Raw genomic sequence first — 20092 nt, forward strand, 5'->3', positions numbered from 1 at the left:
GCCGGCTCAGTTCGGGCGCAGGGTCCAGATGACAGTCAGGGCCGACGTGGGTGTGCCGTCCTCGGTGGCGATCTCCACCTCGACGGCGAACTCGGGCCGCCGACCGGATTCCAGCTCCGCGACCACCTCCGAGGCTGGGCGACCGAGCCGCGCGGTGGCCAGCACCGCACCCCGGGCCAGCTTGTGGTACGCGATCTCGGCGCGGACGGCGAGCGGCACGGCCCGGTCGAGCAGCTGCCCGAAGGCGGCCAGCACGACCGCGCCGGAGGCCGTCTCGCCGAGGGTGAACATCGCCCCGGCGTGCGGGCCGCCGACGTGGTTGTGGGTGGCCGGCGTGTCCGGGAGCCGGACGGTGGCCCGCACCCCGCCGTCCGCCTCCGGAGCCACCTCGACGAATTCGATGCCGAGCGTGCGGGCGAACGGCACCGCTTGCAGGATGCCGGCCGCCACCTGGCGGGAGTCGATGGTCATGGCCCGACGCTACTTCTCGGTAACCAGGGCGGCAACCAGGGTTTTCCCCGACTCCGCGACGCGTCAGAGGTTGGCGATCGTCCGCAGGATCTCCGCGTAGAAGTTGCCGTCGATGCTGCGGAAGAGGGAGAAATCCTGACCCGGGTCGCCGAAGAACGGGCGCAGCGTCCACGCCAACTGGGTGCCGACGAAGCCGAAGAGCAGGATCCAGATGTACAGCAGCGTCATGCTTGCCGGACGCTGCGTGGGCTCGCCGCGCCGCACCGGCGGGTTGGCCCACGGGTGCTGCTGCGCCGGGTAACCCGGCGGCAGCGTGCCGGGCGGGAGCGCGACGCCGGGCTGCTGCCCACCCCACTGCGCCGGAACAGCCGCCGGGGCCGGCGCGATGGCCGTGCTGGTCGCCGTGGCGCCGTTGGCAGCCGCCCCGGCCGATACCGCGACCGGCTCGGCGGCTCCCGCCGTCGCGGTGCCGGCGTGCACGACGGCCGAGGCGTCGACCTGGGCCGGAGCGCTGACCGCCACCGGAACGCCGACCTGGCCGGGGGCGCTGGCCGTCGCCGGAGCGCTGGCCACCGGGGCGAGCAGCCCGTGGTCGTTGAGCACCTGCATGCCGCCGGTCAGAAAGCGGAGCCCGACCAGCGCCGACAGCGTCAGGATCGCCACGTTGAGCAGCTTGAAGAAGCCGTAGTCGGGCGCGGTGATCAGGAAGAAGAGGCTGATCGGCGCGAACGCCACCGCGAGCATCGAGGTGACGGTGATCGCCACCATCACGAGCGCCAACGACTGACGCACCGAGAGCCGGGCACCGAACACCAGGTTGAACAGGTAGAGCGTGGGCAGGCAGATGGCCAGCGTCACCAGGAACAGCAGCGGCAGCTTCAGCGCGGACGTCAGCGCCATCAGCGGGCTGTGGAACGCGCCGAGCACCGCCCCGTAACAGGCGAGGGCGATGGCGGAGCTGGCCAGCATCCGCCCGGTCAACACGTTGAGATCACCCTCGGCGACGATCTGCTGCCAGATGCCCTGACGGTCGCGCAGGATGCGCTCGATGACGAGCGGACTGGGACGGTCACCCGACACGGGCGCACCCCTCTCGGTCTGGCACGGACGGGACTAGGTGGGCAGACGGTAGGACACCGGACGGACCGGCCGCCACCCCGCTCCGGGGTGGCGTCACCGCCATCCCACGTCGATGCGCGCGCCGCGCTCGTCGAAGAAGTGCAGGGCGTCCATCCGGACCGAGACGGCGAGCGGGTGCCCGGCCGTGACGGCCGGGTACGGCGCGAGTCGTACCGCCAGCTCCGCCGGGCGGCGGTGGTGCCGACCCGGGTCGGGAAGGACGCTCGTCGTCCGCGAGGCGGCACTCGGCACGTCCTCGGTCTCCACCGGTTTACCGGTGAGCCGCTGCATCACCGCACCGAACCGGCGCAGGCCACGCTGACCCACCGGCGGCGGGTCCAGCGGCGCGCCCATCTCGTCCACCATGATCGCGGTCGCCCCGATGTCGAGGAACGCCAGCGACTCGTGGCCGTGGTGCTCGAGGTAGCGGATACGGCCCCGCAGCACGTCGCCGGGGCTGTCCGGAGCGACGGGCGTGAGCGCCTCGGCCCGCATCCCGACCACGATCCGCTCACCGTGGTAGTGCGCGACCGCCCGGCTGCGGATGTCGTTCCAGGGCAGGTAGAGCGACTGCTCACCGAGGTTGAGCGCGATGTAACGGTCGAGGTGGACGTAGACCGACGCCTCCAGCAGGTTCATCCGGGGGCTACCCAGGAACGCGGCGACGTAGAGCGTCGCCGGACGGCCGTACACCTGGGTGGGCGTGCCCACGTCCTGGAGCACGCCGCGGCGCATGATGGCCACCCGGTCGGCCATGGTCAACGCCTCGGCCTGGTCGTGGGTGACGTACACGGTGGTGACGCCCAGCTCCCGGGTCAGCCCGGAGATCTCCGCCCGCAGCTCGGCGCGCAGCCCGCTGTCCAGGTTCGACAGCGGCTCGTCCATCAGGAAGAGCCCGGGTCGCCGGACGATCGCGCGCCCCATGGCGACCCGCTGGCGCTGACCGCCGGAGAGCTGGCCGGGCTTGCGACCGAGCACGTCACTGATGCCCAGGGCGCTCGCCACGTCGGTGACCCGTTCACCCCGCGGCTCCGGCTCCACACCGGCCAGCCGCAGCGGGAAGGCGATGTTGTCGCCGACCGTCATGTGCGGATAGAGCGCGAAATCCTGGAAGACCATGGCGATCTTGCGGTCGCGTGGCGGAAGATCGTTCGCCAGCTCCCCGTCCAGCAGCACCGCGCCCTGCGTCGGGTCCTCCAGACCGGCGATCATGCGCAGCACTGTGGACTTGCCGCAGCCCGACGGCCCCAGCAGCACCATGAACTCGCCGTCGTTCACATCCAGATTTATGCTGTCAACGGCCAATGTGCCGTCCTTGAAAACCTTGGTCACATCTTTGAGTGCGACGGTGCTCACCGTCATCTCCCCCACGTCTCTCGGTCGAACCCCTGATGACTGTGACCAGGATCATTGGTTTCGCACATCGGGTAAACGTCTCATGTTCGGCCCATGTCACCGGCATTACGCGGGGGCGGGAGACCGAGCTGTCAGCAGCTCGCTGCCTGGTCGGACCGCTCGCCGAGGAACACCCGGCGCACCACCCGCTCGGCCGCGTGTCCGTCGTCCAACCCGCAGAACCGGCTCCGGAAGCGCTCGCGGGCCTTGTGCGCCGCCTCGGAGCGCACCGCGTCCGTGCGGAACAGGTCGACCAGGTCGGCGAACGTACCCGCCACGACGCCCGGCGGTTCCGCCGTGACGTCGAAGTAGACACCCCGGGCCAGGCGGTACGCCTCCCAGTCGGGTGTGTAGAGCACGATCGGACGGTCCAGCACCGCGTAGTCGAACATCGCCGACGAGTAGTCGGTGACCAGCACGTCGGCGACCAGGTAGAGGTCCTCCACCCGCTGGTAGCCGCTGACGTCGCGTACCCGGTGGAACTCCGCCGGGCGGCCCGGCCGGCGCTCCCGGTCGTGGAAGTAGTGACTGCGCATCAGCAGCCGTCCCGAGTCGCCGAGCGCCTCGACGAACCGGTCCGGGTCGAACGGCGGTCGGTAACCGGGCAGGTGTTCGCGGTGCGTCGGGGCGTACAGCACCACCTGCTCGTCCGGGGAGAGACCGAACTCGGCACGCAGTCGGCGTACCTCGTCGGGGCCGGCGGTGACCAGCCGGTCGTTGCGCGGGTAACCCACCTCCAGCGTGGTGTACGTGGCCGGGTAGGCCCGGTCCCACATCTGGGTGGAGAAGCTGTTGGCGCTGACGCTGTAGTCCCAGCGGTCCACCCGGCGCAACAGGCCGGCGAAGTCCATCCGGCCCGCGCCGACCGGGTAGCGCTGCTGGTCCAGCCCCATCACCTTGACCGGGGTGCCGTGGTGGGTCTGCACGTGCACCTGCTCCGGCCGCTTGCGGACGAAGTCCGGGTAGTTCACGTTGTTGACCAGCCACCGGGCACGGGCCAGCACCCGGTAGTAGGCCGGGGTACCGGCCACCACGTACTCCACCCCGTCCGGCACGGCGTCCACCCGGTCGCGGCGCACGATCCACACCCCGCGCACCTCGGGGGCCAGCCGGCGGGCAGCCTCGTAGATCGCCGCCGGGTTGCAGGAGTATCCCCGGAACCAGTAGGCCGCGTACACCGCGAGCGTCGGGTCCACCGGCCGGCGCAGCTCGGCCCGGTAGTACTCACGCAGCAGACCGTCGCGGGTCAGCCGGGCACCCCGTCGGGCCACCGGCCCCAGCCGACGCCGGGCGGTACGTGCCTGCCGACGGGCCGTGTCACGAGCCCGGCTGGCCGCCCGCAGGGCGCTGAACGTCCGCCACCGTCCGTCCGCGACCAGCCGGTGTTTCACCCCCTCCACACCCTCCGGTACGGGGTACCCGCCGACCGGAAGCCACCGCTCGTAGTCCGCGGTGATCTGCGCGAAGAACGCCGGCCGCAGCTCGGGGGCGATGCGCTGGCCGTTGCCCAGCACGGTCAGGTAGTGCCAGATCATCCGCTCGAAGACCGCCGGACGCAGCGCGTCCACGGCCGGTGACCAGGCATCCATCAGGTGGAAGACCCGGTGCCACTGGGAGAACACCTCGAAGTGCCGGTCCCCCCGGGTCTTCGTGATCGCGCCCGCGCGGCGCTGCCGGTAGTTCACGCACACCCGGTCGAGTACGCCGATCCGGCGCGCCGCCATCAGCACCGGGTAGCTGAACGGGACGTCCTCGTACCAGCCGTCCGCGAAGCGCAGGCCCAGGTCGACCAGGAACTCGCGGCGCACCAGCCGGTTCCACGCGGTGTGCAGCAGCCGCATGGCCTCCGGTCGCCCTCGCAGCGCGAAGGTCTCCGGGCCGGGCGACTCCGGGAACACCTCGGCCATCGCGCTGCGGGTGGCGGTGTCGTTCCAGTGTGTCCGGACGTGGTCCACCAGCAGCACGTCCGGCCGGGTCACCCGAAGTCGCTCGGCCACCTCCGACAGGCAGTCCGGCACCAGCCAGTCGTCCCCGTCGAGAAACCACACGTACTCGCCGACGGCCCGGTCCAGCCCGATGTTGCGGGCTGGACCCAGGCCGACGTTCTCCGACAGTCGGACGGCCCGGACCCGCTGGTCGCGGGCCGCGTACTCGTCGATGATCTCGCCGCTGGCGTCGGGCGAGCAGTCGTCGACGGCGATCACCTCGAGGTCGGTCTCCGGCTGGCCGAGGATCGAGTCCAGGCACTCGCGCAGATAACCCTGCACCCGGAAGGCCGGCACCACGAAGCTGATCAGCGTCATCCGGCCGTCCCCTTCGTCAGCGCGGCGCGACACCTCCCGCGCCCACCGGCGCGGCCGAGGCCCGCGCGCTACGGGCCGGCCGGACGAACCAGGCCAGGACGACGCTCACCACGAAAACCACGAGAAGGTACGCACCGAGTGTAGCCATGCCGATACTCACGACGCCGGTAATCGCCGCGAGCGCCAGCAGCACCGAACGCCCCTCCCAGCCCAGCGTGGCGGTGTGCAGCGGAGGCGCCGCCTGCCGCTTCTCCAGTCGGGCGGTCAGGTCGTAGTGGTGCACGGTGAGCACGAAGACGTACCCGAAGATCAGCCACCCCGGCGCGCCGCCGACGACCCCGACCGCGATCGCGAACAGGTACTCGGCGGCCCGCAACGCGGCGGGTACCAGCCAGTCCAGCGGGCCGTTGTGCGCCGCGCCCGCGCCGAGGCCGCCGGCCAGCAGCACCAGTAACGCCACCGGCACCGCCCAGCGCAGTCCGGCCGGCTCGTCGCCCACTGCGGCGGCGACCAGCAGCACCGCCGGGCCGAGCGCGGCGATCACCGCCAGGGTGAGCGGCCCCATCGGGCGCACCACGGGCAGCCGGCGGGCCAGTGGACCGTCGTCGCGGTGCAGCGTGGCGTCGACCGTGTCCAGCACCGGCACCCACATCCAGCGGGCCCGCAGCGTCCGCAGGGCACCGGTGTACGCGAACGCCAACCCGCCCCACACCAGCACCGCGATCAGGCTGACCAGCGGGTTGAACAGTGCCACGGTCAGCGCGATCAGCGCCCAGCGCTCCCCGATCGGGAAGACCACGGTCCGCTTCAGCCAGTACGACAGCGAGCCGGTGTCCGCCTGCACACGCGTGGATGCCGCGTTGAGCCGGTCGCCGATCCCGCCGCTGGCACCCGTCGTCGTACGCGGTCGGCGGGCCGCCTCGTCGTGCAGCGCCCCGTACCAGGTGTCGGTCATGTGCCGGACGGTCTGCAACGTCATCGCGGCGATGGCGAGTGCCCAGCCGTTGCCCAGTCCGGCGTGGCTCACGCCGAAGCCCAGCCCGGCGTAGACCAGGTACTCCTTGGCCCGGTCCGCCATCGTGTCCAGCCAGCCGCCCCACGCGCTGAAGTGCCGGGTGTAGCGGGCCAACTGGCCGTCCACGCAGTCCAGCACGAAGCCGAGGTAGAGCAGCACCGCGCCGCTGACGAGCGCGAGCCGGCCGCCGACCCCGAACAGCACCGCCGCACCCAACGCGAAGAGCACCGAGATCACCGTGACCCCGGTCGGGGTGAGCCGCAGCCGGGCCGCCAACCGCACGACGTACGGCGACCAGGTGCTGACGAAGTAGGTGGAGAAGAAGTCGTCGCGCTCCTTCACCGACAGCCGCAGCTCGGCCCGGTCCTCGTCGACGGCGGTCACCGCCGCCTCGGCGGCGACCAGGCCGGCACCGTCCTCGACCCGGTGCGCCACGAGCAGACGTACCCGCTGGGCGAAGATCAGGGTGCCGAGCGCCGCGAGACCCGCGACGAGCCGGTCCACGGCGGACCCGCTGTCGTCGTGGCCGGCGCGCCCGCCCGCCGGCAGCGGCGACACGTCACCGGCCGGGCCGATCGGGGCGGCGACCGGCCGCGCGCCGACGGCGGCGGCCCGCGCGGCGGCGGCGAGGGTCGGCAGGTCGTCCACACCGACCCGGAGCGCGCCGCCGAACACGCCCGTGGCGTCGCCGTCGAGGGCTCCCAGCGGGCCGGCGTCGACCACCTGACCGCGCTCCTCGCGCACGGCCGTCCGTCCGGGCACCGGCGGATCGGTCAGTACCAACGCCACGGTCGGCCCGACCGGGCTGGTGGCGAGGTGCCGCAGGACGGCGGTGTGCGCCACCAGGTCGGTGCCGGTGATCAGCAGCGGACCGGTGGCGGCGTCGGCCAGCGCGGCCAGCTCGTCCAGGGTGGCGGCGAAGCGCACCTCGGCCGCGCCGGCCCGGCGCAACTGGTCGGCGAGCCGGTCGGCCAGCGGCTCGCCGGTCGCGGTGGTGAGGCCCGCCGCGGTCGTTCCGCCGGCGAGCACGATCGCGAGCGTCACCGCGGGACCGCGGCGTGATACGCGTCGAGCGCCTCGGCGATGGTGCCGTCGAGCGTCAACCGGCCCGCGTCGAGGTACAACCCCCGACGGCAGAACCGGGTCAGGTCCTTTTCGTTGTGTGACACCAGCACGAGCGTGCGCCCCTCCCCGAGCAGACGGTCAATCGTCGCGTAACACTTCTTGCGGAACTCCGCGTCCCCGACCGCGGTCACCTCGTCCATCAGCAGGATCGGGTGCGGCAGGTGCGAGATGATCGCGAAACCCAGCCGTACCTTCATCCCCGACGAGTAGTGCCGCACCGACGTGTCGATGGCCCGTTCCACCTGCTCACCGGCGAACTCGACGATCTCGTCGAAGTGCCGCTTCAGGTAGCTCGTCGACAGCCCGTGCAGCCCGCCGACCAGGTGCAGGTTCTCCCGGCCGGTCAGGTCGTTGGAGAAACCGGCCGACAATTCCAGCAGCGGCGCCACCGCGCCGTGTACCCGGATGTCGCCCTCGTCCGGGATGAGCACCCCGGCGATCAGCCGCAGCAGGGTGCTCTTGCCGGTGCCGTTGCGGCCGATCACCCCCACGGTCTCGCCCGGCTCCACGGTGAACGACACGTCCCGCAGCGGCCAGAACTGACCCGGCAGCGCACTGCGCCCGCCCCGATGGATGAACAGCTCACGCAGCCGAAGCTGGCGGCGACGGTTACGGACGAACCGGATGCCCAGCCCGTCCGCCTCGATGATCGGCGCGGCCACGTCAGAGCTCCTTGAGCACGGCGGGCTCCAACCGGCGGAACGACCACCAGCCGGCGGCCAGCACCAGCAGACTGCCGACGATCGTCGTGGCGAGCAGCCGGGCGTCCGGGAAATCGTCCGGGTACCAGATCGCGTGGTGCAGCTGGAAGATCCCCACCAGCGGGTTCAGCTCGTACACCACCTTCAACCAGTGCGGCAGGCCGGACTCCCGGACCAGGCTGAGCGGGTAGATGATCGGCGTGGCGTAGAAGAGCACCCGGATGATCAGCCGCATCAACCGTTCCACGTCGCGCATCAGCACGTTCCACGCCGACAGCAGCAGGGCGAGCCCGATCAACAGGACGGCCTGCACGGCCACCGCCAGCGGCAGGGCGAGCAGCGACCAGCCGGGGTGCACCCGCCCGTGCGCCGCGTAGATCACCGCGATGGCGGCGAGGATCGGCAGGCCGGCCGCGTACTCGGCGAACCGGCCGGTGACCCGGCCGATCGGAAAGACCTGACGCGGCACGTTCATGGTGGTGATCAGCCGGGACTGGCCGGTCAACGCGTTGGTGGCCTCGCTCAGCGCCGAACTGGTCCACATCCAGGCGAAGATGCCGGTGATCAGGAACAGCGGGTACGACCCGGCGGCCTCACCGAGGTGCCGCCCGGTGTCGCGGGAGTAGAGCACGCCGAAGACGAACCAGTAGATCGCACCCATGCCGAGCGGCTCGATCAACGACCAGAAGTAGCCCAGCACCGACTGCTGGTACTTGACCGCCAGATCACGCCTGACCAGGATGCGCAGCGAGTTGCGGTGCGACCACAGGGCCGCGACGCCAGAGGTCACCGCCGCCTCCCGCCTCCTGAAAACGGACGCCAGGTTAGCAGTCGGTGAACGAATGCCCCGAATCGACCGGCTTCAGCACTCGATCACGTTGACGGCCAGACCGCCACGCGCCGTCTCCTTGTACTTGACCTTCATGTCGGCGCCCGTCTCCCGCATGGTCTTGATGACCTTGTCCAACGACACCTTGTGCACCCCGTCGCCGCGCAGCGCCAGCCGGGCGGCCGTGATCGCCTTGATGCTAGCCACCGCGTTCCGCTCGATGCAGGGGATCTGGACCAGGCCACCCACCGGGTCGCAGGTCAACCCGAGGTTGTGCTCCATCCCGATCTCGGCCGCGTTCTCCACCTGCTCCGGGGTGCCACCGAGCGCCTCGGCGAGCCCCGCCGCCGCCATCGAACACGCCGAACCGACCTCACCCTGGCAGCCGACCTCCGCCCCGGAGATCGACGCGTTCTCCTTGAACAGCACCCCGATCGCACCGGCCGCCAACAGGAACCGCACCACCCCGTCGTCGTCGGCGCCGTCGACGAACCGGCTGTAGTAGTGCAGCACCGCCGGGATGATCCCCGCCGCGCCGTTCGTCGGGGCGGTCACCACCCGACCCCCGGCCGCGTTCTCCTCGTTCACCGCCAGGGCGAACAACGTCACCCAGTCCATGGCGTGCAGCGGATCGGGCGTCCCGGCGTCCGCCTCCAGGCCGCGCCGCAGCTCCGCCGCGCGCCGTCGGACCTTCAGACCCCCCGGGAGTACGCCGTCCCGCTCGCAGCCACGCTGCACGCACTCCTGCATCACCCGCCAGATCTCCAGCAGGCCCGCCCGGATCTCCGCCTCGCTGCGCCACGAGCCCTCGTTGGCCAGCATCACCTCGCTGATCGACAGCCCGGTGCGGGTGGTGACGTCGAGGAGCTGCGCCCCGGTCAGGAACGGGTACCGCACCCGCGTCGTGTCCGGCTTGATCTTGTCCGCGCCCGCCGCTGCCTCGTCCACCACGAAACCGCCACCGACGGAGTAGTAGGTGCGGGCCCTGACCTGCTCCCCGGCCGCGTCGAAGGCCACGAAGGTCATCCCGTTCGGGTGGTACGGCAGCGACCGGCGGCGGTGCAGCGTCAGGTCCCGATCCGGGTCGAAGTCGATCTCGTGCGCGTCGAGCAGGCTGATCCGCCGCTCGGCACGTATCCGCTCGACGCGAGGCCCGACGGTGTCCGTGTCGACCGTCTCCGGAGACTCGCCGGCCAGCCCCAGCAGCACCGCCGGCCCGCTGCCGTGCCCGTGCCCGGTGGCCCCCAGCGAACCGAACAGCTCCGCCTGCACCCGCGCGGTGTCGGCAAGCAGGCCGTCGGCCTTGAGCCCGGCGACGAACATACGCGCCGCCCGCATCGGCCCCACCGTGTGCGAGCTGGACGGCCCGATGCCGACGCTGAAGAGGTCGAAAACACTGATCATGGCTGCGCTTCCTCGGCGTCCTCCCGTCGTACGGGAAACCGCCCGGTTCGTGGCCGCCGGTCGGCAGCCCCGCTCGTGGCCGCCCGGGCGGGTGGCCGCCGTCACCCGGGGTGTGGGTGCCCGAGCTGTCACCCTACCTGCCCTGCTCACCCCTTACCCGAGCACCGCAGCCCGGCCACCCGATCATGGCAACGCGACCATCCGACCGCCGGCTGCCAGCCACCTCCCCGCCACCCCACGCAGCCCGCGATGCCGCGCAGCCCGCATGATCGCGCTCGACCCTGGTTGTAGTGGCCTCGGGAGCGGCCGGAAGCCACTACATCCAGGATCGAGCACGATCATGGCGCGGGGCGCGGGGCGCGGATGGGCCGGGCGGGCGCGGAGGCGTCGGACGGGGCCGCACGGGTAAGTACCTACGGGTCCACGGGTCGACGATCCTCCTCGGGACCGAGGGCAGGGTCGCCACCCCTTTCTACCGTGGATTGCAGACGCGGCGCACCGCCGCAGAGTGGGAGTACGACGATGAGTCGCAAACTGGTTCGGCCCCGCCAGGGGCGCATGCTCGCCGGTGTCTGCGCCGGCCTCGGACAGCGGTTCGGCATGTCCGCCGGGATGGTTCGGCTGCTGTTCCTGCTGTCACTGCTGCTGCCCGGCACCCAGGTGATCGTCTACCTGATCCTCTGGGTCCTCATGCCCAACGAGGACCGCTACCTGGCCTCCACCGGCCACTAACAGCCCTGCACGAGCCGGCCGCGAGCGCGCCAGCCTGGCGAGCGCGGCAGACGTGACAGCGCCCGCTCCGATGGTGGTCGGGGCGGGCGCTGTCGAGATGTCAGAGCGCCTCGGGGGGCCCTGGCGTCGGGGTCAGGGTGCCGTGTACGTGACCGTCACCTGCTGGTAGCCCAGCGAGCGCAGCAACCCCTCCAGCATCTTGCGGGTGTTCTCCTGGGCGCGGGCGGAGAGGCCGCTGTCCCGGGCGGCGGCGGTGATCCGCTCCTCGGCCAACTGGTAGACCTGCTGCTGCCGGTTGGGGTCGTTGCCGACCAGGTCACCGAGCCGGTTGAGCAGGCCGCGCTGCTCGGCGAAGACGTAGCTCTTCTCCATGTCGAGGTTGGTCTCGCCGAGCTGTGGAGCGGGCAGCTTGATCTCGACGGACTTGCCGTCGGCGGACTGCACGATGGCACCCTCACCGATCTTGGTGAAGTCGACGTACGCCTCGACGCTGCCAGCCCCGACGAACAGCGTGCGTTCGTTGAGCAGGAAGTCGGGGACGTTGCGCCGGTCGTTCTGGGTGTCGACCACGACCTGGAAGTTGCCTTCGGCGGCCACGTAACGGCTCAGGTCCTGGATCGACTTGAGCAGTGGTGGCTGGCTGCGGTCGGTCTGCTCCTTGGCGAACGGGTTGCGGAAGTCCGGCAGGAAGCCGGTCACCTGCACGCCCAGGAGCACCACCACGGCCAGCGCGGCGGCGCCGAGCAGCAGGAGCAGCCCACGGGCCGCACCTCCACCCCCACTTCCGCCGCTCGGGGGGCCGTCGGTGCCACCCGGCCCGTCCGGAGTCGGGTCGGGTGTCCCGGCCGAGCGCTCCTTGAGGTCGTCGCCGGTCGGGTAACCGGGGAACTCCCTCGTGGGCTCGTTGATGCCAGCGTCGCGGGCCATCACACTCACCGTCCTCGTCAGACACGTCGTCTATCAATGACGGTACGGCCCCCGTACGACAGCCGCGCGGCGAGCGGCCGGAATGCGTAAACGGGCAGGTCAGGCGAAGGCGGAGAGTCCGGTGAGCCGCTGCCCGACGATCAGCTGGTGGATCTCCGACGTGCCCTCGTACGTCAGCACGCTCTCCAGGTTGTTCGCGTGCCGCAGCACCGGGTACTCACCGGAGACGCCGTTGGCGCCGAGGATGGTGCGGCACTGCCGGGCGATGGCCAGGGCCTCCCGCACGTTGTTCAGCTTGCCCACGCTCACCTGGTCGGGGCGCAGCCGGCCGGCGTCGGCGAGCCGCCCGAGGTGCAGCGCGAGCAGTTGCGCCTTCACCAGTTCGACGGCCATGTCGGCGAGCTTGGCCTGGGTGAGTTGGAACCCGGCGAGCGGTCGACCGAACTGGGTCCGGGTGGTGGCGTACGCCAGGGTGGTCTCCAGGCAGTCGCGCGCCACCCCGACGGCCCCCCAGACGATGCCGTGGCGGGCCTCGGTCAGGCAGCTCAGCGGGGCCTTGAGCCCGACGGCCTCGGGCAGTTGGGCGTCGGCCGGGAGCCGGACGTCGTCGAGCACGATCTCGCCGGTCAGAGACGCGCGCAGCGACATCTTGCGGCGGATCTCCCGGGCCGTGACACCGGGGGTGTCCATGGGTACGGCGAAACCGCGTACCCCGTCGTCGGTGCGCGCCCAGATCACCGCAACGTCCGCGATCGGCGCATTGGTGATCCACATCTTGCCGCCGGTGAGCACCCAGTCGTCACCGTCGCGGCGGGCCCGGGTGGCCATGGACGCCGGGTCGGAGCCGTGGTCGGGCTCGGTGAGGCCGAAGCAGCCGATCGACTCGCCGGTGGCCATCGAGGGCAGCCAGCGCTGCTTCTGCTCCTCGCTGCCGTAGCGCCAGATGGCGTACATCGCCAACGAGCCCTGCACCGAGACCAGCGAGCGGACGCCGGAGTCGGCGGCCTCCAACTCCTGGCAGGCGAGCCCGTACGCGACGGCGGAGGCGCCCGCGCAGCCGTACCCGTTCAGGTGCATGCCGAGCAGCCCGAGCTTGCCGAACTCCCGGGCCAGCTCACGGGCCGGCACGCGACCCTCCTCGTACCAGTCGGCGACGTACGGGCGGACCCGGTCGTCGACGAGTCGGCGGACGACGTCACGGATCTGCCGCTCCTCCTCGGTGAGCGACGGGTCCAGGTCGAGCAGATCGAGGACAGTCATGCCGTCACCTTAGTGAAGGCTCAGGCCGCGCCGCTCACTCGACGGCCGCGCCGCTCACTCGACGGCCGGGCCGCTCAGTCGACGGGCTCGGAGAGCACCAGCACCCGGGCGTGGATCTGGTTGCGCTGTTGCAGGGCGGCGCGCAGCGCGCGGTGCAGGCCGTCCTCCAGGTAGAGCCCACCGCTCCACTGCACGACGTGCGGGAAGAGGTCGCCGTAGAAGGTCGAGTCCTCGGCGAGGAGCTTGTCGAGCGCCAACTCGCGCTTGGTGGTGATCAACTGATCCAGGCGCAGCGGACGGGGCGGGATCTCCGCCCACTGCTTGAGCGTCAGGTTGTGCTCCGGGTAGGGACGCCCGTCCCGGACCGCTCTGAAGATCACGACGGCACGCTCCCCTCCCCGTGACCGGGCCGACCGACGGCGCCGAGCCGGGCCGCGGCGGGCACCGCGGCGCGGCACCGATGACCGTGTCAGCCTAGCGGCCCCGCGCACGCGGCGTTCTGCTCCCTGATGTCAGTTTCGCCACCGCTCGTCCGATCCTCAACCCGACGAACGGGACACCGTGCTCAACTCCACCGGCCGCGCCGCACCACCTCGTCCACTCCGCGACGCCCACGACGCAACGACGGTGACCGATGGTCGGGTGCACGGTAACCGATTGTGACGGCCCCGATGGGCTGGTACTCCTCCGGTACGCCGAAGCTCTCCCGGTACGCGGACAGCCGCTGCGGCGGAATGCCGAAGAAACACGCACCCAGCCCCTCGTCCACGGCGGTGAGCAGCATCAGCAGCGCGGCGAAGCCGGTGTCCACGTACCAGTAGGGCACCGGCCAGCGGTCCGCCGAGCGGTCGGTCCAGCCCTTGTCGGGCTCGGCGTACCGGGTCAGGTAGGCCGACTCGTTGGCGTGCGGCACCACGATGAGCGGCGCCCGGCGCATGCCCGCCAGCCAGCGCTCCCGTCCACCGCCGTCCGGGGTGGTGGCCGCCCAGAACCGCTCCCGGTCGGCCGCCTCCTCCAGCACCAGGAAACCCCAGCCCTGGGCGAAGCCGGCCGACGGGGCGCGTACGGCGTGGTCGAGCAGCCGGTCCACCACGTCGGGCGGGACGGGACGGTCCGGGTCGTAGTTGCGGACCATCCGTCGACGGCGGACGACCTCGGCGAACTCCATCAGGCTCCGGGACGGATGCCCCAGGCACCGCGCCAGGTCGTGCCGGGCCCCAGCGCGAGCACGTCCTTGCCCGAGCGGAACGCGTCCGGCGGGCAGGTCATCGGCTCGATCGCCACCGACCGGCGGTGTCGCTCGCCGGTCAGCGCGTCGCCGGTGAAGACCTGCCACCAGCCGAACTCGGCGTCCGCCCAGATGCTCACCCCCGACGAGGCGTCCGGCGCGGCCAGGCTCACCGAGGAGCCGCCGTCGGCGTCGCGGACGACCTCGCCGAAGCACAGGTCCAGCTCGGCCTCGCCGATCCGCCGCGGGCTGGTCCAGTCGTACTCGGTGCCGGCCACCGGCGTCGCACCGACCGGCAGCAACCGCCCGTCCACCATGATCCGGGTACGCGCCGGCAGCCGCATGACCAGGTCGTCCACGGCGACGCCCGGCAGTTGCAGGTACGGGTGCACGGAGAAGCCGAACGGCGCGACCTCGGTGCCGATGTTCGTCACCTCGTGCTCGGCCCGCAGGCCGTCAGCGCTCACGCTCCACCGGCTGACCAGCCGCAGCGGCCACTCGTAGCCGGGCTGCGGCGGCAGGTCGTAGCCGAGGGTCACCGCGTCCGTGGACTGCTCCAACAGCCGCCACGGCACCCAGTTGACCAGCCCGTGGATGGCGACGTGCCGCCCCGGCTCGGTCAGCGCGAGTTGGCGCGTCCGGTCGCCGTACACGTAGCGCCCGTCGCGGATGCGGTTCGGCCAGGGCGCGAGCACCTGTCCGGCGCAGCCGGGGCAGACCTCGTCGACGCCGTACCCGTCGAGCAGGTCGACGCCGTCGTGCCGGTACGTCCGCAGCCCGCCGCCCACCTCCACGATGACGGCCTCGTGGCCCGCGGCGGCGATGGTCCACTGTGCGCCGGAGAAGGGGCGCTGCTCAGGGCTCTCCATGCCGGCGACCCTAACCGGTCACGACCGGTCGCCGCTCGACGCCGTCGTGGCCCGGTAGCGCAACAGCGCCGGGAAGGCGACCGCGAGCACCACGACGAGGACCGCCGAGGCGAGTCCACCGGCAACCCAGGCCACCCCGCCGCCGAATCCGGTGGCCATGGTGCCGGCCCGCAGGTCACCGAGGCGTGGCCCACCGGCCACGACCACCGTGTTGACGCCCTGGAGCCGTCCGCGCATCCGGTCCGGCGCGTACACCAGCAGCATGGACTGGCGCAGCACTGCGCTGACCAGGTCGGCGGCGCCGGCCACGGCGAGTAGCAGGACCATCAGCCAGAGTTGCTGGGCCAGCCCGGCGGCGGCGATCGCGACACCCCAGCCGACCACCGCGGCGACCAGGCCGACCCCCTGCCGCCGGAGCCGGCCGATCCAGCCGGAGGTCAGCCCGCCGATCATGGAGCCGATCGCGATGGCGCTGTAGAGCAGGCCGACCGTGCCACCCCCGCCGAACCGCTCGTTCGCGATCTCCGGGAACAGGGCCCTCGGCATGGCCAGGATCATCGCGATCAGGTCCACGCCGAAGGAGAGCAGCAGGACGGGTGTGGTGGCCAGATACCGGAAGCCGTCGATCACACTGGCCAGGCCGGCACGCTGGACCTGGCCGTCGGGGCTCGGCTCGGGCGGCAGCGCCGGCAGGCGCAGCGCGGCCCAGAGCATCGCCGTGAACAGCACCGCGTCCAGGCCGTACGCGATCGGCAGCACCACGTGCGTGTCCGACGAGGCGGCGAGGATCAGGCCGGCGGCGAGCGGGCCGGCGACCGACGCGGCGGTGAAGGTCGTGTAGTTCAGGGTGCTGGCGGCCGGGACGAGGTCGTCCGGGACGAGCCGGGGCAGCATGGCGCTGCGGGCCGGCGAGGTGATCGCGAAGGCCACCGACTGCACCGCCATCAGGGCCAGCAGCAGCACCGGACTACCCACGTCCAGCAGCGCCTGGACGAGCAGCCCGAGGGTGGATGCCCAGAGCAACAATGAGCCGCCGAGCAGCACGGCACGGCGATCGCGGGCGTCGGCGACCGCGCCACCCCAGAGCCCGAAGATCAGCAGGGGTACGAAGGCAGCCACGCCCAGCAGGCCGACCCAGAACGAGTCCCGGGTGAGGGCGTACATCTCCACCGGCACCGCGACGGCGGTGAACTGGAAGCCGAACATCGCCACGGTGTTGCCGAGCCACAACCGCCGGTACTCCGGGACGCGCAGCGGGCGGACGTCGATCGCCCAGCGGCGCGCTCCGCGCGGCCGGGCCTCCTGCACACCGGTCACGGCGCCAACCGCTCGACGATCCAGTCGCCCGCGTCGGCGCGACGAAAGCGCAGGCGGTCGTGCAGCCGACCGGCCCGGCCCTGCCAGAACTCGACCGAGTCCGGCCGCACCCGTAGCCCACCCCAGTGCGGCGGAGCCGGGATGACATCCGCATCGGCGTACCGCTCGGCCACCTCCCGGTAGCTCTCCTGGAGCGTGGCCCGGTCCGGCACCACCGACGACTGCGGGCTGGCCCACGCGCCCAACTGGGAGCCGCGTGGCCGGCTGGCGAAGTACGACTCGGTCACCGCCCGCTCGACCGGGGCGATCGATCCGGCGACCACCACCTGCCGCTGCATGGGAAACCACGGAAAGACCAGACTGGCGTACGGGTTGTCGGACGCCTCGACACCCTTGCGGGACAGGTGGTTGGTGAAGAAGACGAAGCCCTCCGGGTCGTACCCCTTGAGCAGCACCGTCCGCCCACTCGGCCGGCCGGCGGCGTCGGCCGTGCCCACCACCATGGCGTTGGGTTCGGGTAGCCCGTGGGCCACCGCGTCGGCGAACCACCTGTCGAACTGGGTGTGCCAGTCGGCGGCCAGGTCGGATTCGGTCAGTCCCAGGTCCGCGGCGTACTCGTTACGCATCGCGGCCGGGGCAGGTGTGTCGCCCGTCACGTCCCCACTCCTTCTCGGCGTCCCGACCAGCGCCCTCCCGCGCTGGCCAGCCCGCTTCGCCCAGTCTCACCGACCGACGCGGAGAATGCGCGCCCTGAGATGTCGTGTGCAGCACAGTCGCACTGGGTCGCATATCCGGTTACACAGCAGGCAAGATGTTCCGAACACATCCCTGAGGATCGCCTAAGGCGCTCGGCCGACCGGCCGGATCAGCTGTTCGGGCGTACCGACCAGATCCAGGAGAGCGACATGGCCGACTTCAAACCCGGTCTGGAGGGCGTCGTAGCCTTCGAGACCGAGATCGCCGAACCCGACCGCGAGGGTGGCGCGCTGCGCTATCGCGGGGTCGACATCGAGGATCTGATCGGCCAGGTCTCATTCGGCAATGTCTGGGCGCTGCTGGTCGATGGCCGGTTCGGGCCCGGCCTGCCGCCGGCGGAGCCGTTCCCGGTGCCGGTGCACTCCGGCGACATCCGGGTCGACGTGCAGTCGGCGGTCGCCATGCTGGCGCCGTACTGGGGCCTCAGCCAACTGCTGGACATCTCCGACGAGCAGGCCCGCGAGGACCTGGCCCGGGTGTCGGTGACCGCGCTCTCCTTCGTCGCCCAGTCCGCTCGCGGCCTCGGCCTGCCGGCCGTGCCGCAGAAGGAGATCGACAAGGCGCAGACCATCGTCGAGCGGTTCATGAAGCGCTGGCGGGGCGAGCCGGACCCGCGGCACGTCAAGGCCGTCGACGCGTACTTCATCTCGGCCGCCGAGCACGGCCTGAACGCCTCCACCTTCACCGCGCGCATCGTGGCCTCCACCGGCGCGGACGCCGCGGCCTGCATCTCGTCGGGCATCGGCGCCCTCTCCGGCCCGCTGCACGGTGGCGCGCCGTCTCGCGTGCTCACCATGCTGGAGGCGGTGGAGCGCAGCGGCGACGCCGAGGGGTACGTCAAGGGCGTCCTCGACCGCGGCGAGCGGCTGATGGGCTTCGGCCACCGGGTCTACCGTGCCGAGGACCCGCGCGCCCGTGTGCTCCGGCGCACCGCCAAGGAGCTGGGCGCGCCGCGCTTCGAGATCGCCGAGGCGCTGGAGAAGGCCGCCCTGGCCGAGTTGCAGGCCCGCCGCCCGGACCGGGTGCTGGCCACCAACGTCGAGTTCTGGTCGGCCGTCGTGCTCGACTTCGCCGAGGTGCCGGCGCACATGTTCACGTCGATGTTCACCTGCGCGCGGATGGGCGGTTGGAGCGCGCACATCCTGGAGCAGAAGCGCCTCCAGCGGCTGGTCCGGCCGTCCGCCCGCTACGTGGGCCCGGAGACGCGCAAGCCCTCCGACGTCGAGGGCTGGGGCACCGTCCAGCACGGCGTCTGAGCTGACAGCCAGGGGCCCCTGCCCGACGTTCCGCGTCGGCAGGGGCCTTCTGCGTGTCCCGGCCCGGCCGGGCGCGACGGTGTGGCGAAGGACTCAGCCCGGCCGTCGGGACCGCAGCCGTCGCCGCCAACCCCGGGTGCGAGGATGAGGGCCGGCAGTGTCGCCGGGCCCGCCCTCGCCCTTGCGGAAGGATCTTCAGAACCGTGGCTGACGCACCGATCATCCGGATTCCCGACGAGATCAAGCCCGCCGACGGCCGTTTCGGCTGCGGCCCGTCCAAGGTCCGTCCGGCGGCCGTGTCCGCGCTCGCCGAGGTGGCGACCAGCTACCTGGGTACGTCGCACCGGCAGAAGACGGTCCGCGACCAGGTGGCCCGGCTGCGCTCCGGGATCGCCGAGTTCTTCTCCCTGCCCGAGGGCTACGAGGTCGTGATCGGCAACGGCGGCACAACCGCGTTCTGGGAGGTCGCCACCTTCGGTCTGGTCCGCGACCGGGCGCAGTTCGCCAGCTTCGGCGAGTTCGGCGCGAAGTTCGCCAAGTCGGTCAAGGACGCGCCGTTCCTCGGTGAGCCGACGGTCCGCAAGGCCGACGCGGGCAGCGCCCCGACCCTGGCGGCCGAGTCGGGGGTGGACGTCTACGCGACGCCCCAGAACGAGACCTCGACCGGCGTGGCCGTGCCGATCAACCGGGTGGCCGGCGCGGACGAAGGTTCGCTGCTGCTGGTCGACGCGACCTCGGGCGCGGGTGGCCTGGACGTCAACGTCGGCGAGACCGACGTCTACTACTTCGCGCCGCAGAAGTGCTTCGGCTCCGACGGTGGCCTGTGGCTGGCCCTGATGTCGCCGGCCGCGCTGGACCGGGCCGCCGAGATCAAGGCCTCCGGGCGCTACATCCCGGCCTTCCTCGACCTGGTCACCGCGATCGACAACTCGCGGCTCGAGCAGACCTACAACACCCCGGCGCTGGCCACGATCTTCCTGGCCGCCGAGCAGACCGACTGGATGAACGGGCAGGGTGGCCTGGCCTGGGCGGCGAAGCGCACGGCGGAGAGCGCCGCCACGGTGTACGGCTGGGCGGAGCGGTCCACGGTGGCCACGCCGTTCGTCACCGACCCGACGCTGCGGTCCAATGTGGTCGCGACCATCGACTTCGCCGACGGGGTGGACGCCACCGCCATCGCGAAGGCGCTGCGCGCCAACGGCATCGTCGACACCGAGCCCTACCGCAAGCTCGGCCGCAACCAGTTGCGGGTGGCGCTGTTCCCGGCCGTCGAGCCGGCCGATGTCGAGGCGCTGACCGCGTCCATCGACTACGTGGTCGAGCGCCTCTGAGCTTCGTCACGGTGGGTGTCCGTTGACGCCTCGATGGACACCCACCGTGATCAT

Annotated in this window: 18 protein-coding genes; 3 read left to right on the forward strand and 15 right to left on the reverse strand. The window is 71.7% G+C overall.

Going from position 1 to position 20092, the window contains the following annotated elements:
• Positions 1-6: 6 nt before the first annotated feature.
• The 8 genes from ACGFH9_RS16865 to ACGFH9_RS16900 form a co-directional block, all read right to left on the reverse strand.
• Entirely contained in the window at positions 7-471 is a 465-nt protein-coding gene (locus tag ACGFH9_RS16865) for a DUF4442 domain-containing protein (RefSeq protein WP_393219843.1), read from the reverse strand.
• Positions 472-534: 63 nt separating this feature from the next.
• Complete coding sequence (locus ACGFH9_RS16870; RefSeq protein WP_393219845.1) at positions 535-1551, reverse strand: hypothetical protein; 1017 nt, start codon at positions 1549-1551, stop codon at positions 535-537.
• 93 nt (positions 1552-1644) lie between these two features.
• A complete protein-coding gene (locus tag ACGFH9_RS16875; RefSeq protein ID WP_355235247.1) occupies positions 1645-2946 on the reverse strand; it encodes an ABC transporter ATP-binding protein in 1302 nt (433 codons plus the stop codon).
• A gap of 131 nt (positions 2947-3077) precedes the next feature.
• A complete protein-coding gene (locus tag ACGFH9_RS16880) occupies positions 3078-5288 on the reverse strand; it encodes a CDP-glycerol glycerophosphotransferase family protein (protein WP_393219848.1) in 2211 nt (736 codons plus the stop codon).
• A gap of 16 nt (positions 5289-5304) precedes the next feature.
• Complete coding sequence (locus tag ACGFH9_RS16885) at positions 5305-7347, reverse strand: DUF5941 domain-containing protein (RefSeq protein ID WP_393219850.1); 2043 nt, start codon at positions 7345-7347, stop codon at positions 5305-5307.
• A complete protein-coding gene (locus ACGFH9_RS16890; RefSeq protein WP_393219853.1) occupies positions 7344-8090 on the reverse strand; it encodes an ABC transporter ATP-binding protein in 747 nt (248 codons plus the stop codon). The genes ACGFH9_RS16885 and ACGFH9_RS16890 overlap by 4 nt, the downstream gene beginning before the upstream one ends.
• Position 8091: 1 nt before the next feature.
• Entirely contained in the window at positions 8092-8919 is an 828-nt protein-coding gene (locus ACGFH9_RS16895; RefSeq protein WP_393219856.1) for an ABC transporter permease, read from the reverse strand.
• 72 nt (positions 8920-8991) lie between these two features.
• The gene (locus tag ACGFH9_RS16900) at positions 8992-10362 is read right to left on the reverse strand and encodes an L-serine ammonia-lyase (RefSeq protein WP_393219859.1); all 1371 of its coding nucleotides are present in this window, start codon (positions 10360-10362) and stop codon (positions 8992-8994) included.
• 522 nt (positions 10363-10884) lie between these two features.
• Between ACGFH9_RS16900 and ACGFH9_RS16905 the strand changes: the two genes are divergently transcribed.
• Positions 10885-11094: a PspC domain-containing protein gene (locus ACGFH9_RS16905; RefSeq protein WP_234589045.1), complete on the forward strand. Its 210-nt coding sequence runs from the start codon at positions 10885-10887 to the stop codon at positions 11092-11094.
• A 132-nt stretch (positions 11095-11226) separates the two neighbouring features.
• On the opposite strand, the gene ACGFH9_RS16910 is transcribed toward ACGFH9_RS16905, so the two are convergent.
• From ACGFH9_RS16910 to pdxH, 7 genes are all read right to left on the reverse strand, one after another.
• Positions 11227-12021 carry a DUF4230 domain-containing protein gene (locus ACGFH9_RS16910; RefSeq protein WP_393219862.1) on the reverse strand — a complete coding sequence of 265 codons (795 nt, stop codon included), beginning with the start codon at positions 12019-12021 and terminating at the stop codon, positions 11227-11229.
• Positions 12022-12120: 99 nt separating this feature from the next.
• Positions 12121-13281 carry an acyl-CoA dehydrogenase family protein gene (locus ACGFH9_RS16915; protein WP_393219864.1) on the reverse strand — a complete coding sequence of 387 codons (1161 nt, stop codon included), beginning with the start codon at positions 13279-13281 and terminating at the stop codon, positions 12121-12123.
• A gap of 74 nt (positions 13282-13355) precedes the next feature.
• Positions 13356-13661, reverse strand: coding sequence for a type II toxin-antitoxin system VapB family antitoxin (locus ACGFH9_RS16920; protein WP_393219867.1), 306 nt, complete (start codon positions 13659-13661; stop codon positions 13356-13358).
• A 185-nt stretch (positions 13662-13846) separates the two neighbouring features.
• Positions 13847-14449 carry a nitroreductase family protein gene (locus ACGFH9_RS16925; RefSeq protein ID WP_393219869.1) on the reverse strand — a complete coding sequence of 201 codons (603 nt, stop codon included), beginning with the start codon at positions 14447-14449 and terminating at the stop codon, positions 13847-13849.
• The gene (locus tag ACGFH9_RS16930; RefSeq protein ID WP_393219871.1) at positions 14449-15378 is read right to left on the reverse strand and encodes an aldose 1-epimerase family protein; all 930 of its coding nucleotides are present in this window, start codon (positions 15376-15378) and stop codon (positions 14449-14451) included. The genes ACGFH9_RS16925 and ACGFH9_RS16930 overlap by 1 nt, the downstream gene beginning before the upstream one ends.
• Before the next feature lie 18 nt (positions 15379-15396).
• Complete coding sequence (locus tag ACGFH9_RS16935; protein ID WP_393219874.1) at positions 15397-16695, reverse strand: MFS transporter; 1299 nt, start codon at positions 16693-16695, stop codon at positions 15397-15399.
• Entirely contained in the window at positions 16692-17321 is a 630-nt protein-coding gene (gene pdxH / locus ACGFH9_RS16940; protein ID WP_393219975.1) for a pyridoxamine 5'-phosphate oxidase, read from the reverse strand. The genes ACGFH9_RS16935 and pdxH overlap by 4 nt, the downstream gene beginning before the upstream one ends.
• 279 nt (positions 17322-17600) lie before the next feature.
• Here pdxH and ACGFH9_RS16945 point away from each other — a divergent pair, with 279 nt between their 5' ends.
• A complete protein-coding gene (locus ACGFH9_RS16945) occupies positions 17601-18707 on the forward strand; it encodes a citrate synthase 2 (RefSeq protein ID WP_393219877.1) in 1107 nt (368 codons plus the stop codon).
• 203 nt (positions 18708-18910) lie between these two features.
• Entirely contained in the window at positions 18911-20038 is a 1128-nt protein-coding gene (serC, locus tag ACGFH9_RS16950) for a phosphoserine transaminase (protein WP_393219879.1), read from the forward strand.
• The last annotated feature ends 54 nt before the right edge of the window (positions 20039-20092 follow it).

It is taken from the genome of Micromonospora sp. NPDC049102 (assembly GCF_043197485.1).
Lineage (GTDB): Bacteria > Actinomycetota > Actinomycetes > Mycobacteriales > Micromonosporaceae > Micromonospora.

What these genes read in the sequence shown, in the direction of transcription:
- ACGFH9_RS16945 (WP_393219877.1), top strand. Translation starts at nt 17,601, where the DNA reads ATGGCCGACTTCAAACCCGGTCTGGAGGGCGTCGTAGCCTTCGAGACC.
- ACGFH9_RS16900 (WP_393219859.1), bottom strand. Translation starts at nt 10,362, where the DNA reads ATGATCAGTGTTTTCGACCTCTTCAGCGTCGGCATCGGGCCGTCCAGC.
- pdxH (WP_393219975.1), bottom strand. Translation starts at nt 17,321, where the DNA reads ATGCGTAACGAGTACGCCGCGGACCTGGGACTGACCGAATCCGACCTG.
- ACGFH9_RS16905 (WP_234589045.1), top strand. Translation starts at nt 10,885, where the DNA reads ATGAGTCGCAAACTGGTTCGGCCCCGCCAGGGGCGCATGCTCGCCGGT.
- ACGFH9_RS16930 (WP_393219871.1), bottom strand. Translation starts at nt 15,378, where the DNA reads ATGGAGAGCCCTGAGCAGCGCCCCTTCTCCGGCGCACAGTGGACCATC.
- ACGFH9_RS16880 (WP_393219848.1), bottom strand. Translation starts at nt 5,288, where the DNA reads ATGACGCTGATCAGCTTCGTGGTGCCGGCCTTCCGGGTGCAGGGTTAT.
- ACGFH9_RS16915 (WP_393219864.1), bottom strand. Translation starts at nt 13,281, where the DNA reads ATGACTGTCCTCGATCTGCTCGACCTGGACCCGTCGCTCACCGAGGAG.
- ACGFH9_RS16910 (WP_393219862.1), bottom strand. Translation starts at nt 12,021, where the DNA reads ATGGCCCGCGACGCTGGCATCAACGAGCCCACGAGGGAGTTCCCCGGT.
- ACGFH9_RS16925 (WP_393219869.1), bottom strand. Translation starts at nt 14,449, where the DNA reads ATGGAGTTCGCCGAGGTCGTCCGCCGTCGACGGATGGTCCGCAACTAC.
- ACGFH9_RS16865 (WP_393219843.1), bottom strand. Translation starts at nt 471, where the DNA reads ATGACCATCGACTCCCGCCAGGTGGCGGCCGGCATCCTGCAAGCGGTG.